Below are 16,466 nucleotides of genomic sequence, written 5' to 3'. Positions count from 1 at the left end.
CAATGGCGTCGATCGTCTTCGTCAATCGTGCCGGGCGGGTGTCGGGTGCGGAAGTCGTTCTGCTGCGGCTGATTGAAGCTGCCCGCGAGCGCGGCGATCAGGTTCGCGTGGTCAGCCCGGTGGGCGTCCTGGCAGACCGGCTGCCCGAGGACGTCGCGCACGTCGAGATCGACGAACTCGACCTGGGCGGCGCCTCGGGGGTCGCACGGGTGTTGGCACTGGGGACCTTGGCGCGCCGGTGGATCCGTGCCGCAGCGGTGATCCGCCGCAACGTCGACGCACACGATGTGGTCATTGTGAACTCCCTGCTGGCGCTGCCGGCCGCCCGCTTCGCGCGGCTGCGGCAAGGGGTGTCGTGGCTCGTCCACGACACCATCGACGAAGCCAAGCAGCGGGCCATGGTGAAGATCGGCAGGCCGGCCATTCGCCGCGCAGTGGCGGTGTCACCGCCGACGGCCGCGCCCGTGCAACAGCTCGGGCTTGACGTATCAGTGTCCCCGTTGGGTGTCGACATACCGGGTGTGCGCGCACAGCGGGGGACGCGTTCGCAGCCGGTGATCGGCATCATGGGAGTGATCACGCCGTGGAAGGGCCATCAGGTGCTGCTCCAGGCGCTCACCCAGGTACCCGAAGTGCGGTGTGAAGTGGCGGGCAGCGCGTTCCATGCCGACGCCGACTATCTTGCCGAGCTGCAACGGTTTTCGGACGCCGAACTGGACGGTCGGGTGCGGTTCCTCGGCCATGTCGATCCGGTCGCGACCGTGCTGAACTGGGACATCTTGGTCAATGCCAGTACCTCGCCCGAGGCCGGTCCGATCGTCGCGCTCGAGGCGATGAGCGTCGGCGTACCCGTGATCGCGACCGATCACGGCGGCAGCAGTTGGCTGTTGCGCGACGGCGCCGGCGTCCTGGTTCCCGTCGGGGATGCCGAAGCGCTGGGTGCGGCGATCACCCGTGTGCTCGAAAACCCCTCCGGCGTAGCCGAAATGGTCGAGCGGGCGTACGAACGGGTGTGGGCCGTCCACGACGCGCAACGGGCGTTTCCGGCGATGCTGGATGCGCTGTTGCCGGACTCGCGCCGCGAACTCACGCGATGATCGTCGTACCACCCATCGTGATGCCGCTTGCGCTGTAGCTTCCGCTTGGCGTGTTGGTGTAGAAGATCGGCAGCGTGGTCTTGTCGAAGCTGATGTTCTTGAAGACGATGCCGTTCATGCTCGATCCGGCCTCCTGGATCAGGCCGATCTCACGCTGCGCCGTGAGTGGTGTTCCGGTCACCGAGAGGTTCTCGATGGTCACGCCGGTGGCAGGCTGGCCCGTGTTGCCGGCATAGACGAGGATGGCCCCGTGCACGACGCCCGAATTGTAGTTGGCGCCAGTCACGGTGCCGCCGTTGACGATTACGTTGGACACACCCATCGTGTTGTAGCTGGGCTCGGAGGCGATGTACACGCCGGCGCCGTTGGTGTTGGAGACCTTGATGTTGTTGTACGTGATGTTCTGTCCGCCCACCACGGTCACACCGCGACCCCAGGTCGTGCCGTTGACGATCGGGTTGTTGATCGTGATGTTGGAGCAGATGGTTCCGTCGGCGATGTAGGACACTACAGACACCCCGTCGTCACCGGTGTTGTTCGTCACCGGGTTGTTGACGACGCCGTCGTGAGCGCCACCGGTCATCGAAATCCCGTCCGCGCGTGAGTTGTTCACCGTGATGCCGGTCAGGTTGAACCAGCCGGCACCCAGGACGTATATCCCGGCTCCGGCAGCACCGTTGATGGTGACGTTGCTGACCGTGGCGTAGTTGCCTTTGATCAGCAGCTTGTGCTGTTCATCGGCGTAGTAGCGAGGGCCGGTCAAGTTGGCGCCGAGAGTCAGATTGCTCATGGTGACGTGGTCGGCGAGAATTTCGACCGCCGACGTTGCGTCGTTCGTGGCCTGGAGCGTCGCGCCATTGCCGTTGATGGTCAGGCCGGACACGGTGATCTGCAGAATTCCGGAGTGGTAGAACGTCTTTGGGGCCAGAGTGAGCGTCGAGCCCGGCTTGAGATTGCTGAATACGTTCTGCAGTACCGCCGTGCTGTCGCCCGTGATCGGCGTCGCCAGAACCGGCACCGTGACCGTCTCGGATACTTTGGACGAACCGCTACTGGCGAGGACGGTGAAGCTCGAGGTGTTCGCGTTGGCCGAGACCGCGGACAGGTCCCGGGCCAATTTGGTCGGCGTGTAGGTGAAGGTGCCGTCCGTATTCACCGTGACGGTGCCGTAGGCCGGTTGTGCTGACACGGTGTACGTGACCGTGCCTGTGCCTTGGTTCTTCACGTTGAGCGATCCGGACACGGCGCCCGTGGTGGCATCCGGCGTACCGACGGTCGGCGTGCCCGCAGCGAGTGAACTGCGACTCGTTCTGATCGCGGTCACCGGTTTGAGAAGGGTGGTCAGCGACGTTGTGCTCGTGGTGGTTGCGGCGGCCGGCGTGGGCTGAGCCGCGATGTCGGTCGTCTGGGTTGGGGCACTCGTGGTGGTTTGGGCGGCGGGTGCGGTGGCCTGCGCCGGACTCGGCGCGCGTCGCGTCCACGCGGCGATGGTCCAGGCGATCGGCGCACCGATGGGTGCCGAAGGTGCCGCGCCGTTGGACGACGGGCCGGTTGGCGTGGTGACGCTTGCCGTCGTCGGCAACTGTGCTGCCGGAGTGCTGACGCCGGTCGAAATCACGTCCACCTGTACTGATTTCGCGTTGGCGGCCCCGACGTTCGGTGCAGCCGAGGAGAGTTGCGATGGCACCTTCTTGGGTGGTGTCACCACCGCGCGCGGGCTACCGGGGTTCGGCTGTACCGCGGCGGGATTCTGCGGTGGCACCCGGGGGACCGCCGCCGCGGCGACCGCCTGCGCGGAGCGCGCTTTCCGAGGCTCGGTCGTCTTCCCTTGGGCGCGAGACGTTTTGGCCCGATGAGGTTGGTCGCTTCCGGTTTTCTGGTCGCTCTGGTGTGGAGCGGTCGACGTAACCTCGGGTGCTGCTGCCGCGGTGCCCGTGCCGGCGATGGCGGTACCGATGCCCAACGCGACCGCCAATGCGCCGACCCGCCCAACGCACATGGTGATGTCCATTTGCCCGACCTCTCGACGCTCTATCGGGCCGCGGAGCTACGCGGCCGTCATTTGTGGCAACGATGATGACGAGCATTGGGCGCAATGTGTGGCATTTCGGAAATTCATCCCAGATGTCGACGGGAAGCAAAAAGCATTCAAACTTCGCCAGAATTTGAGTCTATTGACGCAGAATGCATCAAATCTGCAGCATATTGCTGTTCAATACCTTTTGAATCATTTTGCCACAACGTCAGTTTTGTGTTCAATTTCGACGCGCGGCAGAGTAACAGATGTTACCGCCGCCCCGCCTGTTGCGCATTGCAAATGACGTTTGCTGCACATGGCTCCGGCGACCGGGCGGCGGGGTCTAGATCGAAGTGACGTCGATGCGCTTGCCGTCGTTGGTCCAGTTGGCCACGGTGTAGCTGCCCACCGGCACATTGGTATAGAACGGCGCGACGGTCGTCGCAGTCAGATTGATGTTCGACAGGTTGATGCCGTGCATCGCGCGGTCGCCGCCGTTTGTCTCATCGACAATTGCCACGTTGCGGTTCACGGTGGTACTCGTGGCGGTGACCGTCACATTCGACATGGTGACGTCGTGCACGAATCGTCCCTGATTGCCCGAATACACGAGAATGGCGCCCTGCTCGATGTCCTTGTCCCAATTGGCAGCGGTCACAGTGCCGTCGGAAATCGCAACCCGTTCGACGGATCGCGTGAAGAACGGATTGCCCTCGTTGGCGACGTATATGCCGGCGGAACTGGTGTGTGCAACTGAAAAATGGCTGATGTCAACGTTGTTTCCGCCGACCACGGTGATGCCGCGTCCCCAGCGGGTACTCCCGACGGTGATGTTCCTTTCGGTGATGTCGTGGCACGGCGCCGGGTCGTGGTCATACGACACGACTGCGACACCGTCATCGCCGGTTTGATCGGTCTTGATGTTCTCGACCTGACCGAAGGCCGAGCCGCCCGTCATGTGCAAGCCGTCGGCGCGCGTCCCGGTGATCGTGATGTCCCGGGCAACGAAATGCGTTGCACCGCTGAAGTAGATGCCGGCACCGGCCGAACCCTGCACCCTGACGTTACTGACGGTCGCGCGCTGCCCTTTGACGACGAGTTTGTGCTGTTGTTCGCCCATCCAGCGCTTACCGTCAGACGGGGCGGCAAGCGTCACGTCGGTGATGGTGATGCCGTCGCCGAGGATGTCGACAGCGGACGTCTCATCATTGGTCGCAGTCAGCGTGGCGCCGTTGCCGTTGATCGTGACGTTGGGTGTCCGAACGGTGAGGATGCCCCGGTGATGATAGGCCCGAGGTTCCAGGGTCAGCGTCGCGCCGGGTTGGAGCGCGTCGAATTGCGCCTGCAGTGCGGCGGTGTCGTCCCGGACGTCACCGCCGTCCGCGGCCGACAGCGGATTGCAGGCGGCGACCATCATCACCACGGCTGCCAGTACCGCAAACGTTGTCCGACCTCGCACGGAGCGTCCCCTCTCAGACGACTGCGACTACTGCTGATTCAGTGGCGTGGGCTGCTTCGGCCAGATCGTCGCGCGTCGGCGAGCCCTGCGTTCGGTGATGAGCACTCCGATGATCACCGCGGCGAGACCGACCCAGGCGTAGGTGACGCGACCCTGGACCCAGTACATGTACCGCGGCCACTCGACGAGCCCGGTGAAGAACATCGGATACACCAGGAGGCCGCCCAGGCTTCCCCAGCAGAAGTGGCGATACAGCAGTCCGGCGACCACGCCGAGACCGAAGAAGAACACGAGGCCGCCGATCTGGCCGTAATCGACGAATGGAGCTTCGTACCCGCTGGGGTTGTTGAACTCCGGGTTTGCGTACTGCTCGAGCACCCGGTAGTAGGGCGAATCCGGATCAAATGTCTTGGGGTAGGGCCGATCATGACCACCGAGGCGCTCGTAGAGCCGCAGTTGATAGATGCCTTGCACCGACCAGAACGACTCGAGCGTGTCGTAGGGGATCCGGCCCGGCCAACTCATGTGATCGACGATGACCGCGCCGTTGTTGATGGCTGTCGCGTAATAGCCCGCCAGCCGATTCAGCACAAACGTGGGGAACGAATCTTCTCCGTGCATCCGGTAGAACATCCACGACCGGAAGTACTCGAAGAACGCGAACGTGACGATCACCAGAGCGATACCGGCGACGGGGATGGCACGAGCGATGGTGCGCCGCTTCCGGTCCCGGGTGGACAGCCAGCCCGCGCCGACGACCACCACGGGGACGACGAGCTCGAGGATCGCAAGGCGCTCCGAGTAGATGTACGAGCGCGGCACGGACAGCGCGAGAACGACGAACAGCTTGATGAGCTCCGCGCGGGTGTACTTGTGCGCCAGCAGGATTGCGGAAACGACGACCGCGGCGATGCCGATCTGGGTGAGGGCGGTTACCCCGGGAATGTTGCCGATGGCCGTTTTTGCCGGAGCATCCCACGGGTGGTCGGAGCCGCCGAACAGCTCGGCGGGCCCGAGTCCACTCTTGACGATCAGAACCGCGAACCCGACGTATCCGACGATGGTCAGGGTCGTCAGTACCGTGCTCGCGCGTTCGAGGGCGGCGCGGCGCCGCTCGGACAGCGCCGGCCATACCGCGGCCAGATTGTCTCGGGCGGGCATGGCTGCGATCGCGATCATCGCGCCGAAAGCGAAGGCGAGCACGCCGCACTCGAACAGCCATAACATGCTGTCCGTTACGACTTTCGGTTCCTGCCAATACGTTCGGAACTGCTGGTCGTCGACCGATGCGGTGAGCAGGATCGCGCTCGAGCCGACGGCAAGAGACACCACAGCCGGCGACAGCCATCCCAGCCGGAGTTCGCCACCTGTGGTCGACCCGGTTGCGGCGCGGGGTTTCGTTGCCATCAGCATGCGGCGGTCACCGCCGTGCTTGCCGGCTGACCCGGGCTGTCACGCGCGCGTCGCCACGACAGAGACGGGAATGTCGCGGTGCGCTACGGAACGGGCGGCGACATCGACGTCGTGAGCGGTGTCGAACCCGATCCGAACGGCGACGACGATCTGGTCGGCCGTGTCGGCTGCCTCGACCGCGACGGGTGAACTCCAGGTGCCCCCGTCGAGGATTGTCGTCTCGGCGCGGCGGATGCTGTCGCCAGCGGCGAGATCCTCACTGACGGCCTCGCCGTGCTCGGCTGCGGCGAAGGCGATGTGCCTCGCCACTGTCGCGGAGCCCGAATCAGCGGACGCCCCGACCACGAGGATGGTGCCGGTGCATGGGCGGGGGAGTTGCGCATAGATCGTTCGCGCTGCCGGCTCGTCGACCTGCCGGCCCGCGAGCCGAAGTACCGGCCTGAGCGCGAGCCGGTCCTCGCCGTCCAACTGAGTGACCGACGTGACGGTGCTCGAACGCGTGCGCCACACCATGGCCCCGGCCAGTGCCACGATGCCACCGAGGAGCCCGCCCCCGATGGGTCCCAACGCCGGCGAGCTGAGCAGTCCGGTCGCTTCGGCGATGCGGGTCGGCTCGACGGTCTGCACACCCGGCGTGCGAAGCAGCTCGACCTGAAGTGACGTGCGCCGGAAATACAGCTGGACGAGCTCGTCGGTGGGGCGAGTCGCTGCCGGTTCACTGATCCGCTGCGCCTCCTCGAGTTTGGGGATGACAGCGTTGACGGCGTCGAGGCTGGACTGGTACCGCTGCTGGTTCTGATCGAACACGTGACCGGTGAAGACGGTGACGGCGGCATCGACCGTCCGCCGAGCTTCGTCCGAATTGGCGGCGGTGGCCGAGAGCGTGACGAGGTTCGACTTGCCCGCCTGCGATGCAGAGAGCGTGGGCTTCTTGCTTTCCCCGAGTTTCTTGGCGACGGAGTCGAGATAGCTGGGAGATGACAGGTACGCCAATTCACCCGACATGTAGTCGGGCATCGTGTTCAGCAGCGGCTGCGTGCCGAGCATGATCTGGTTCGCCTCGATCGGCTCGTCGACCCGAATCGTGGTGCTGGCGGTCACATCTTTGCTCGGGGCCAAGGCGAGTGCACCGATCAGTGCGCCGAGCACGATGCCCACCAGTGTGATCGGCCACAGCGGCGTAACCCACTTCGAAATCGCAGACCTACGTCGCTGTCCCACGTCGGCTCCCTCCAAACCTGTTCGTGTGGCCTAGACAGTAATGAAGGCTGGGCCAGATGGCAAATTTACAGAGATGTTAGCAATCATCGCTGTAGTGTGGGCGATGCCCTGGTCTAAGTGGTCGGCGGGATGACCCTATGATCGCCATAAATAGTCTTCTACATGGAATTTAGCGCCAATTGCCCTGACTGAATTGATGGCCGACGACTCCATCGCATGGCGTTGCTAGAAGCTCTATATTGCGACTACAGCAACATCGCCGAATCAAGGAAGGTCAAGTGATGTGGTCGCGCAGACCGCCACCACCACGGCGGCGGCGTGGCATTCGGCGTGGGTCAGCGACAGCGAGATCTGCCGCCATTGCTGCTCGTCCGCCAGCTCTGCGGCTGAGCCACTCAGCCGGAGGGTGACGAGCGGTTTCGCCGTCACCACCTCGATCTCGCGGGGCACGAAGGCGGCGTCTGGGCGTGAAAATGCCTTGATAGCGGCCTCTTTCGCGGCGAATCGGGCCGCGAGTCGAGAAAGCCGGCTCGGTCCGGCACATGCGGCCAGCTCGTCGTCGGTATAGATCTTGGCGAGGAACCGCGCGCCGAACGTCGACACGGAGTGTTCGATCTCGTCGAGACTCACCACATCGCAACCGACCCGGACGTGGTGACCCGGAACCTGTACCTCAGGAACGATCACGCCGATCTCCGTATCGGAATCGGCGCGCGCAGATCGATCGACCCGACTGTTCCGGTCGGCGACTCACCGCCGCTCTGCCGGGTCAACGTGATCTGACGCGGTAGTCGTGCGGCCACGTGGAAATAGTTGTCGCTGACCAGCCAACCAGAGATCTCGATTTCGATGTAGCGCAACGCGACCTCGGACACCAACTCGAGCACCCATATGCCTTCCGACACCGGGGATGCCGTCGCGGTCAGCAGTGAAGCTGCTTGCCTGCCTGCAGGATTCACGACCAGCACGTCGTACACGGTCGGTCTGCCGTCGAAGGTGACCCGGGCCTGGACCGCATCCGCTGTCGGCGGGCCGAATTGATAGGCCTGTGACAGATCTCGGAATTGTCCTGACAGCTCGGTATCGACGAATGCGGTCGACGAGGCCGGGGGCACCGTGATCGGTCGAGTGACGTCCACCGCAACGCCCACGGAATTCGTTGCCGTCAAGGTCAATTCGCCACGCAGTTCCGCGTCGGTGTCGTTGTACACGTCGATTCTGACGCCGGCGAGGCCTTCGTCCGAGAGCAAGACCGCTACCGGAGCCCAGGTCCTGGCCAGCACAGCCAGTGCCGGTTTCGCCCCGCCGTCGGAGTCCAGAAGTCCCCACCCGGCGCCGGGCACTGTGTCCCGGCCGGACAGCACAAGGGCCCCGCCACAGCCTGAGTCGGCTCGCCGCCAGTAGGCGAAGCATTCGCGCATCGCGGTGGCCACGGCAAGGCGACCGAGCTGCAGATAGCGTTCAGGATCCGTGCGCCGTACGGCGAGCAGACCCTCACCGAACACCTCGTGCGCGTAGAAGTCGCGGACGTCCTCGAAGTCCCACGAGGAGCCGCGGTCCCGCGGCACGCCGGCCTTCCAGTCGGGGTGATGGCCGGCCACTGCGGCGGAACCGAAATGGCGTTCGATGTAGTCGGACACCGGGGGATTGGCGAACGCCAGGCTCTCGGCAGCGAACCGGATTCCGGCGCTCCGCACGTCGGCGATCGGTCGTAGGTAGCCACCGACCCCGAACCAGTGCGCTATGCCGGTGTCCGGGCGGATCGCGAGATCGGCGGTACCGGGTGGCGCCGACGGTGAGGCCCGGACGTAGTGGGCATCAGAGTGTTCCGCGACAGCGGCACCAAGTACTGATTCCAGGACCTCCATCACCGACTCGTCGTGGCTGAGTCCGAGCATCTCGGGCTGTTGCAGCGTCTCGCTGCCACCGCTGACCACCGCCAGCGCTGGGTTTCCAGACACTCCTTGCAGGACAGAGATGAGTTCTCTTGCGATCAACTCGCTCTGCTCGACCGGGGGGTCGAACGTCGCCAGCATGGCGTCCTGCCACACCAGCAGGCCCGCCTCGGCGCAGGCCTCCCAGAACTCGGCCTGCTCGAAGAGCAAGCCACCCACCACTCGCACCATCGTGGCACCGGCGGCCGCGAAAGTCCTTACCTGATCGCGAATCTGATCGGGATCGGCGAATGCCCGGATGGGGTCCGGGGGAGACCACGTCACGCCCCGGCAGAAGATCGCAGTGCCGTTCACGCTGATCCGAAATCCGTCCGCTACGACCGACAGTGTCCGAAATCCGACGGGCCGGTCGGCGACTTCCACGCCATCGGCCTCAAGGCGTACCCGGTACACGTGTTGCGGGCCATAGCCGTTGGGCCACCAGAGCAGCGGAGACGCAACGGCGACGTCGAACCGGAAGCCACCTTGGGTCGGTGCGGTGGTGTCGTCGGCTATCTGCCGGCCGGCCGGATCCACCACGGTGAGCCGGATCGTGCGCGCGCCGCTGGTTCCCGCAACTGTGATGACGTTTCCGTCGACCTTGGTGACGACATCGGTCCGGGTCTGCGCGGTGACAGCAGTCACCGGACGCCAGATGCCAACGGGCGCCGCAAGATTCCCATATACGGGGGCGCGCCCGATGAGCGTCGTTCGAGCCCACCGCAGGCCCGGCGCACCGACCAGCGTGGAGCGCCAACGTCCTCTTGGCCTTCGCGTCTTGAGCCAATGATTCAGCGACGCGAAGCGAATCACCAGCTCGTGATCACCGGCATCGCATTCGATGCGCAACGGCAGAAACATCGATTCACAGTCGGCCACCGGCGCCCCATCGAGAAAGACCGTGGCGGGGAAGGTCAGTCCTTCGAATTCGATACTGGTCGCGTGTGCCGCGGTCAGCGTGGTCCGGTACCACCAGTCGTGGTCGTCGGGGTTGCTGACGAATGCGGTCGCCACCGTCGCCGGGATGTCCAGGGTCGTTGCGGCAGCCCAATCGTCAGTCAGCTCCCCGGGTCCCGCAACGGAGCCGGGGTCCCGGCGCAACACCTGCCAACGTGCCGGCATCGCCTCAGCCCACCGCGTCGGCGATGACGTCGAGCGCGTCCTGCCAGTCGGGGGCCATGGCGGAAAGCGCGGCGGACACATCGACTTTCCGCCCGCTCACCGCCCGCGCCATCTTGAACTGCACTGCCTTCGCCGCCGCCGCGACGTTACGCAGTGGCACCGCCGCGGCGGCCGCACCCGAGAACTCGGCATCGAGGTGTTCGGCCAGATCGGCCAGCAGTTCAGCCGACGCCCCGCACTGACGCAGGGAACCGAAGGCCCACAAGTGGAAGCGGGCCATTCCCGCCTCAGGCAGCCAGCTCCCGGCCTCCTCGACGCAGGTAGCCAGACGATCGATCGGATTTCCGCTCGGGCGACGTGAAAGATGCTCGCGCACAATGGTTGCTAGGGCACCGGGCTGTGCACGGGCCGGAAAGAGGCGGACGACTTCGATGTACGGCGGGAGCAGCGGTGCCGCCGCGGCAGTCAGCCCGAACACGCCGTCGAAGTCTGCGCCGTCGAGCGCGAACAACCCCGCGTTGTGCAGGTAGCGCATCTGCCTTGCATTCCGGTCGACGTTCAGCGGCGTGATCGTGGTCTTGACATGCTCATTGCGATAGGCGGTTCCCGCGGTGTCGGGCAGCCACCAGCTGTCGACTTCCACGGTGTGCAGCACGCCGCGCCGCGGCCCCGTCTCCACCAATTCGAGCACCGGGAGCCACGAATTCTCTTCGGTTACCTCGATGCCGTACAGCCGACGCAGGTCGTCGGGTTGCTGCTTGCCGAAGGTCCAGCTGAGCCCGTCATGGTCAACCGAAAGCAGTGACGCGAAGCTCGGAACAGGGTCCAGCCCAAGACAATTCAGAATCTCGATCCACAGGTCGAGGTAGCAGTTCGTCTCGACCCAGAGCCGGTCGGCGTGGTGCGTGAAATGCGGTTCGTAACCGTCGGGCCTGGCGTCGATCTGCAGGGCAGCGGCAGCTTGCGGCACCATGGCGCGACTCATGAGCCCTACTTGGCGAGATTCGAGACGACCGCCTGGATGTTCCGTATCGAGGCAAAGGTGGACTTCTTGAGGGCTTCATCGGGAAATTCGATGTCGAACTCGTCTTCGAGCGCCAGCATCACATTCACCGAAGCGTGGGAGGTCAGGCCCAATTCATAGAGGTCGGCGTCGTCGGCCACCCCGATCGGGTCGACGGCCATCCGGCCGTGCGCAGCCAAAACGCGTTCGATGGTTTCCCGCATACCCGTATCATACAGAGTATTCGCCGCTGATAGTTCGCTGTATTCATCACAGCTAACTACAATTCTGCGAGGAACCGAAGGTCGGTTCATCGCCCGAGGGGGTCTCATGCCCGATCTTGACGGTGCGGTCACGCGCACCGCGTCGACCATTCCCGGGCTCGTCGACGCCGTGCGCGTCGCCGCTGGCGCCGCAGACGAGGTTGACCAGCAGGCGCGGTTCCCGCACGAAGCCGTCGATGCACTCAAACAGGCACAATTACTTTCGTGCGGCCTTCCAGCCGAACTCGGTGGTCAGGGGTTCCGCATCGCCGAACTGTCGGTGATCGCCCGGGCGCTGGGTACCGCATGCAGCGCCGCGGGCATGGTCTTCGCCATGCACCAGACACAGGCCCTGGTCCTTGCGAAGTACGCGCGCAGCGGCCCCGCCGCGGAAGTGGCAAGAAGCATCTCAGCAAATCAGTCGCTCATTGCGTCAGCAACAACTGAGAGCACAACTGGTGGTGATCTCGGCTCGTCGACGTGTGCGATCGTCAGCGAAGGCGACGAAGTTCTCTTGGAAAAGAACGCGCCGGTGATCTCGTACGCCGAGCAGGCCGACTACATCGGCGCCACGGCCAGGCGTCACCCGGATGCGGCCAAGAACGATCAAGTCCTGCTGTTGTGTCCGGCCGGCGACACCGATCTCAAGCGCACCAGCACCTGGGACACCATGGGCTTTCGTGGCACGTGCAGTCCCGGCTATCTGTTGTCGACGCGGACTTCGGCCGCCAACCTGATTCCGGCCGACTACGCGAGCATCCTGGCGACCACGATGCTGCCCGCGTCACACACCCTGTGGGCGTCGGTGTGGTTGGGAATCGCCGACGCGGCATACGCCAAAGCCCGCACGGTCGTTCGACAAGCCGCGCGCAAGGCGCCGGACAAGACCGTCCCGCAAGCGTCGGTGCTGGCTGATCTGACCGTGACGCACCAGCGCTTCGAATCGATGGTGCTACACGAGGTTCTGCGCTATCAGTCCTTGGCCGAGTCCGGTGCCGATGAAGCGACCATCAGCTTCACCGTCGCCATGAACAATCTCAAGATCGCCGCATCGACGGCGGTGATCGATGTGGTGACCGAGGCGTTGAAGATCGTCGGCCTCAATGGTTACCGCGAGGACCACGCGCTGACCATGGGACGTCTCCTACGGGACGCATTCGGTCCACAGCTGATGGTCTCGAACGAACGTATTCGAGTAAACAACGCCAATCTCGTGTTGGCCTACCGGGGGTGAGAGCATTGACGACAGCTGGCGAGCCGCTCGAATTGGCGCGCAAAGAATTTCGCGATGAGCTGGTCGATGTCGGCCACTTGGTGCCGTTGGGCATCGACGGACTCTATGGCCGCGGCGGTGATTTCGAGAAGATCATCGACGGCATCGATGTCGCGGTGCGCCGAAAGGGCGCCGAGGTGCACGGCAACGCGCCTGCGGTCCTGCGCTTTCCGCCCTTGTACCCACGCGAAGCGTTCGAGAAGACCGACTACATCGCGTCTTTCCCGAATCTGACAGGCGCCATCTCGACATTCACCGGAGGCAACCCCGAGCATCGCGCGCTGCTGGCGGATCGTGACGCCGGACTGTCGTGGGATGGTCACCTGAACCCTGCTGGGACCATGCTGGTTTCGGCCGCGTGCCATCCCAGCTACGGCACGCTTCCGAAGGTCCTTCCCGAAGGCGGGGCACTGATGGACATCTACGGCTATTGCTTCCGGCATGAGCCTGCGATCGACCCAGCGCGTATGCAAGCCTTCCGGATGCACGAGTATGTGCGCGTCGGCTCACCCGAACAAGCGGAGGGACATCGCGACTCGTGGGTGGACCACGGCATGGAGGTACTCACCGCCCTCGGCCTGGACGCCCGGCCCGCGCCCGCCAATGATCCGTTCTTCGGCAGAGCAGGCCGAATGCTGGCGGCGAACCAGCGGGACGAGAATCTCAAGACGGAGCTGTTGGTGCGGCTCTACGGCGATCTCGATGACGGTACCGCCGTGGTGTCGGCGAACTGCCATCGGAATCATTTTGGTGAGACGTTTGGGCTGTCGACCGCCGACGGGGCCGTCGCACACAGCGCCTGCGTCGGATTCGGCATGGAACGAATCGCCCTTGCCCTGCTCAAAACCCATGGTCTACGGCCCGATTCGTGGCCGATCGCCGTACGCGAAGTGCTCGGGTGGTAGCTCAGGAGATGAAGCGCATGACGTCCGCCCCGGCGACGTCATGCCGCTTCGCCTGGCGGTAGCCCAGGGCAACGCCGATTGCGACGACTAACAGCATCGCCACGGACCCGGGGACCGCGGCCGCATTGACCAAGTCGCCGCGCAGTGCGACCGGACTGTCTGAATCCGGCCCTATCACCAGCGGCAACCGGGCGAGGTCAGCGAGCGGACTGCTGACGCTGATACCGCTAGTCGGCGCCGAACGTGGCGGTGCATCCGGTCGGTCGTCAGATGGCGTTGTACCCCAGACCAATTCGTGCGGCGCGACGGGGGAGCCGGTGGTGGCATGATCACTCAACGGCACCCGGTGGGGTTTCTCGGGTGAGTCGATTGGAGGCCGCGACGCGCGCCGGGTGGCTTCGGTGGACGTACTCGGCCGCCGACCGGAGGCTGTCCGTTGGCGGGGAACTGCGCGGCTACCGGTCGATGATTCCTTGCGCGCCGGCGCACGGCCCGGGCGGGCCGACGTTTCCGAGTCGCTCGGCTCGGCCGTTTTGGCCGCAGGTCGCTCGGCATCGGTCTTGGCCAGCGACGGAGTCGGTGCAGCGAGTGCGCCAGCGACATGTGGCGCGGGTAAGCCCTTGGGGGACTTGGCCGATGTGTGCCCGAAACGCGCTACACGGCCGTCTGCTTCTGCGGATGCCCCCGGCCGCGAGTCAACCGGCGACGTCGGTGACGGGTCCGCCATGGCTGGTGGGCAGCAGGCCACCGCACCAGCCATGGTCATGATCGCCAGCCACAGCGCTGCGTCGTGCCGACTCGATCCCGTCATTCTGCTGCGCATCCCCTGGCATGCCTGAACCCCGAGCGACGTTGATCGGGGGCGGTCTCGCTCGAGGTCCAGGAGTTTCGTGGGCAGGTCGCCACGGTTGTCAGTAGGCGCCGCTGCCGGTGAGAACGGTACGGACGGTTTTGGTGATGATGAGGATGTCTTGAAGCAGGGACCAGTTTTCGACGTACGAAAGGTCCAGGCGCACAGCGTCTTCCACCGCGAGGTCGGAGCGTCCGCTGATCTGCCAGAGGCCGGTGAGGCCGGGTTTGACGGCCAGGCGGCGGCTGACGAGGTCGTCGTAGGTGTCGACTTCGCGGCGGACTTGGGGGCGGGGTCCGACGACGCTCATGTGTCCGGTAAGGACGTTGAAGAACTGGGGGAGTTCGTCGATGGAGTACTTGCGGATGATCTTGCCGATCGGCGTGACGCGTGGGTCGTCCTTCATCTTGAAGAACATCGCGCCACCTCCGTTGGCGGCGATCATGTCGGCTTGGCGGGCATCGGCGTCTTGGTACATGCTGCGGAACTTGGTCATCTTGAACGGGATACCGTCCAGGCCGATGCGCTCCGCCTTGTAGAAGATCGGGCCGGCGCTGGTGAGCTTGACGGCCAGGGCGGTGACGAGCATGAGCGGGGCAACCGCCAGTAGCGCCGCACCGGCGAAGGCGATGTCGAAGGTGCGCTTGATGAGTGAATTTGCGCGGCTGTATTGGGGTTTGGTGATCTCGAAGACTGCCATGCCTGCGACGGGGCGGCTGGTGAGGCGTTGGTCGGCGATGTCGATGAGGCCGGGGGCAACCATGAGGTCGATACCGTGGGTTTCCAGTTCCCACATGAGTCGGCGGATCTCGGTGGGGCTGAGATGGTGAGTGGCAGCCAGGGCGACAGTGTCGGCGTTGGTGCGCTGAACGGCGGCGAGGATGGCTTCGTCGGTGCCGACGATCGGGATGTCGCGGCCGGCGATGGTGATGACTTCCTTGGCGTGCGTGGGTCCCATGGGGGTGCAGAACCCGGCGACGTGGTAACCGGCCCAGGGGTCTTTGGCGAACTCGGTGGCGATGTCTGTGGCAGCACTGGTGGCACCGACGACCAGGAGGCGGCTTTGGTTGTAGCCCAGGCGGCGCTTGCTCGCGTGGAATTTGCGCCAGATCCAGCGGGTGGTGATCAGGCCGACCAGGCCCGTCGGTAGAGCGATGGCGAGGTAGCCGCGCGAGATGTCGAAGTGGAACAGCGTCGAGGCGATGGCGATGAGGCCGAACAGCTGCAACGTGGCCGCGGCAAGGGTGACGTACTCATCGAAACCCCGGCCGACGACCTTGGCCGACCGGCTGCCCAGTGACAAGAAGCCCATCCACGCCACCGCGATGACGGCCGACACCGCCAGATACCGCACGTGCGGACCGCCGTCGAGGGACACGTAGACAGGGTGGCCACTGGTGGTGGCGAACCGGAAAATTTGCCCCAGGATGACGGAAGAGCAAATAACAAGAGCATCGCTGAAAATGAGCTTGCGTGCATATTTTGCGTGACGCTGCTCACGCATTGACCTGCCCCGGTTGCTGATTGTGGTAGCAGCTGGTAGCTGCAGCGCAAGCTCGTTTGCAGCGGAGAATTGGCCGGTGGCAGACTCGTTTGAACTGTTTACCTGCGGATTTTCAACTGTAGGTGTCGACATGGCTACCGGGGCGCTCTCTGCTGGGCGGGACTCACTCGGTTGGTTCGACCCCAGGCTGCTTGCAGGGTTCACCTGCCGATTTGGGATCAGCGCGGTGACCGGCGGTGGTCTCGCGCGAGGTGCTACGTGTTAACGAACGCGATTTTTAGCAAATTTATACCGAAGGCTTGGAACCGGCAAGTAGGACACCTAACGAACGCGTGTTACGGCTATCACACTTGAAGCCCGACTCCTGTGAGGTCGGCGGTTCTGACTGGCCAGGAGTTCATGGAA

12 protein-coding genes are annotated in these 16,466 nt (G+C 64.5%); 3 read left to right on the top strand and 9 right to left on the bottom strand.

Features of this window, described 5'->3' with window-relative positions; all coding sequences use genetic code 11:
• The first annotated feature begins 2 nt into the window (after positions 1-2).
• Positions 3-1,097 (top strand): glycosyltransferase family 4 protein, encoded by a 1,095-nt coding sequence (locus H289_RS0108785; RefSeq protein ID WP_020100405.1) that lies wholly within the window; start codon positions 3-5, stop codon positions 1,095-1,097.
• On the opposite strand, the gene H289_RS31760 is transcribed toward H289_RS0108785, so the two are convergent.
• The 8 genes from H289_RS31760 to H289_RS0108745 all read right to left on the bottom strand — a co-directional run bounded on the left by H289_RS31760 (position 1,087) and on the right by H289_RS0108745 (position 11,490).
• On the bottom strand, positions 1,087-3,108 hold the full coding sequence (locus H289_RS31760) for a right-handed parallel beta-helix repeat-containing protein (RefSeq protein WP_020100404.1): 2,022 nt from the start codon (positions 3,106-3,108) through the stop codon (positions 1,087-1,089). The two genes, H289_RS0108785 and H289_RS31760, sit on opposite strands and share 11 nt — an antisense overlap.
• 349 nt (positions 3,109-3,457) lie before the next feature.
• On the bottom strand, positions 3,458-4,573 hold the full coding sequence (locus H289_RS30115) for a right-handed parallel beta-helix repeat-containing protein (protein ID WP_141772172.1): 1,116 nt from the start codon (positions 4,571-4,573) through the stop codon (positions 3,458-3,460).
• A gap of 27 nt (positions 4,574-4,600) precedes the next feature.
• A complete protein-coding gene (locus H289_RS0108770) occupies positions 4,601-5,986 on the bottom strand; it encodes an O-antigen polymerase (protein WP_020100402.1) in 1,386 nt (461 codons plus the stop codon).
• 39 nt (positions 5,987-6,025) lie between these two features.
• Positions 6,026-7,207 (bottom strand): GumC domain-containing protein, encoded by a 1,182-nt coding sequence (locus tag H289_RS0108765; RefSeq protein WP_155944076.1) that lies wholly within the window; start codon positions 7,205-7,207, stop codon positions 6,026-6,028.
• Between the two features lie 264 nt (positions 7,208-7,471).
• Positions 7,472-7,894 (bottom strand): 4'-phosphopantetheinyl transferase superfamily protein, encoded by a 423-nt coding sequence (locus tag H289_RS0108760; protein ID WP_020100400.1) that lies wholly within the window; start codon positions 7,892-7,894, stop codon positions 7,472-7,474.
• Entirely contained in the window at positions 7,891-10,263 is a 2,373-nt protein-coding gene (locus H289_RS0108755; RefSeq protein ID WP_020100399.1) for a glycosyl hydrolase 2 galactose-binding domain-containing protein, read from the bottom strand. Before H289_RS0108755 ends, H289_RS0108760 begins: the two co-directional genes overlap by 4 nt.
• Before the next feature lie 4 nt (positions 10,264-10,267).
• Complete coding sequence (locus H289_RS0108750; protein ID WP_231387978.1) at positions 10,268-11,248, bottom strand: DUF1839 family protein; 981 nt, start codon at positions 11,246-11,248, stop codon at positions 10,268-10,270.
• Positions 11,249-11,253: 5 nt separating this feature from the next.
• A complete protein-coding gene (locus tag H289_RS0108745; protein WP_029104977.1) occupies positions 11,254-11,490 on the bottom strand; it encodes an acyl carrier protein in 237 nt (78 codons plus the stop codon).
• A gap of 106 nt (positions 11,491-11,596) precedes the next feature.
• Between H289_RS0108745 and H289_RS0108740 the strand changes: the two genes are divergently transcribed.
• Together H289_RS0108740 and H289_RS0108735 are read left to right on the top strand one after the other, a co-directional pair.
• On the top strand, positions 11,597-12,763 hold the full coding sequence (locus H289_RS0108740; protein WP_020100396.1) for an acyl-CoA dehydrogenase family protein: 1,167 nt from the start codon (positions 11,597-11,599) through the stop codon (positions 12,761-12,763).
• A gap of 5 nt (positions 12,764-12,768) precedes the next feature.
• Complete coding sequence (locus H289_RS0108735) at positions 12,769-13,707, top strand: amino acid--[acyl-carrier-protein] ligase (protein WP_029104976.1); 939 nt, start codon at positions 12,769-12,771, stop codon at positions 13,705-13,707.
• Between the two features lie 911 nt (positions 13,708-14,618).
• Here H289_RS0108735 and H289_RS0108720 read toward each other — a convergent pair.
• Positions 14,619-15,935: a sugar transferase gene (locus H289_RS0108720; RefSeq protein WP_020100392.1), complete on the bottom strand. Its 1,317-nt coding sequence runs from the start codon at positions 15,933-15,935 to the stop codon at positions 14,619-14,621.
• Between the last annotated feature and the right edge of the window lie 531 nt (positions 15,936-16,466).

This window comes from Mycobacterium sp. 360MFTsu5.1 (assembly GCF_000383495.1).
GTDB classification, from domain to species: Bacteria; Actinomycetota; Actinomycetes; order Mycobacteriales; family Mycobacteriaceae; genus Mycobacterium; species Mycobacterium mucogenicum_B.
This window is presented reverse-complemented; position numbering and strand designations above follow the sequence as displayed.

Excerpts from the sequence above, each read along its gene's own strand:
- H289_RS0108740 (WP_020100396.1), top strand. The coding sequence starts at position 11,597 with ATGCCCGATCTTGACGGTGCGGTCACGCGCACCGCGTCGACCATTCCC.
- H289_RS0108745 (WP_029104977.1), bottom strand. The coding sequence starts at position 11,490 with ATGCGGGAAACCATCGAACGCGTTTTGGCTGCGCACGGCCGGATGGCC.
- H289_RS0108750 (WP_231387978.1), bottom strand. The coding sequence starts at position 11,248 with ATGAGTCGCGCCATGGTGCCGCAAGCTGCCGCTGCCCTGCAGATCGAC.
- H289_RS31760 (WP_020100404.1), bottom strand. The coding sequence starts at position 3,108 with ATGGACATCACCATGTGCGTTGGGCGGGTCGGCGCATTGGCGGTCGCG.
- H289_RS0108770 (WP_020100402.1), bottom strand. The coding sequence starts at position 5,986 with ATGCTGATGGCAACGAAACCCCGCGCCGCAACCGGGTCGACCACAGGT.
- H289_RS0108785 (WP_020100405.1), top strand. The coding sequence starts at position 3 with ATGGCGTCGATCGTCTTCGTCAATCGTGCCGGGCGGGTGTCGGGTGCG.
- H289_RS0108755 (WP_020100399.1), bottom strand. The coding sequence starts at position 10,263 with ATGCCGGCACGTTGGCAGGTGTTGCGCCGGGACCCCGGCTCCGTTGCG.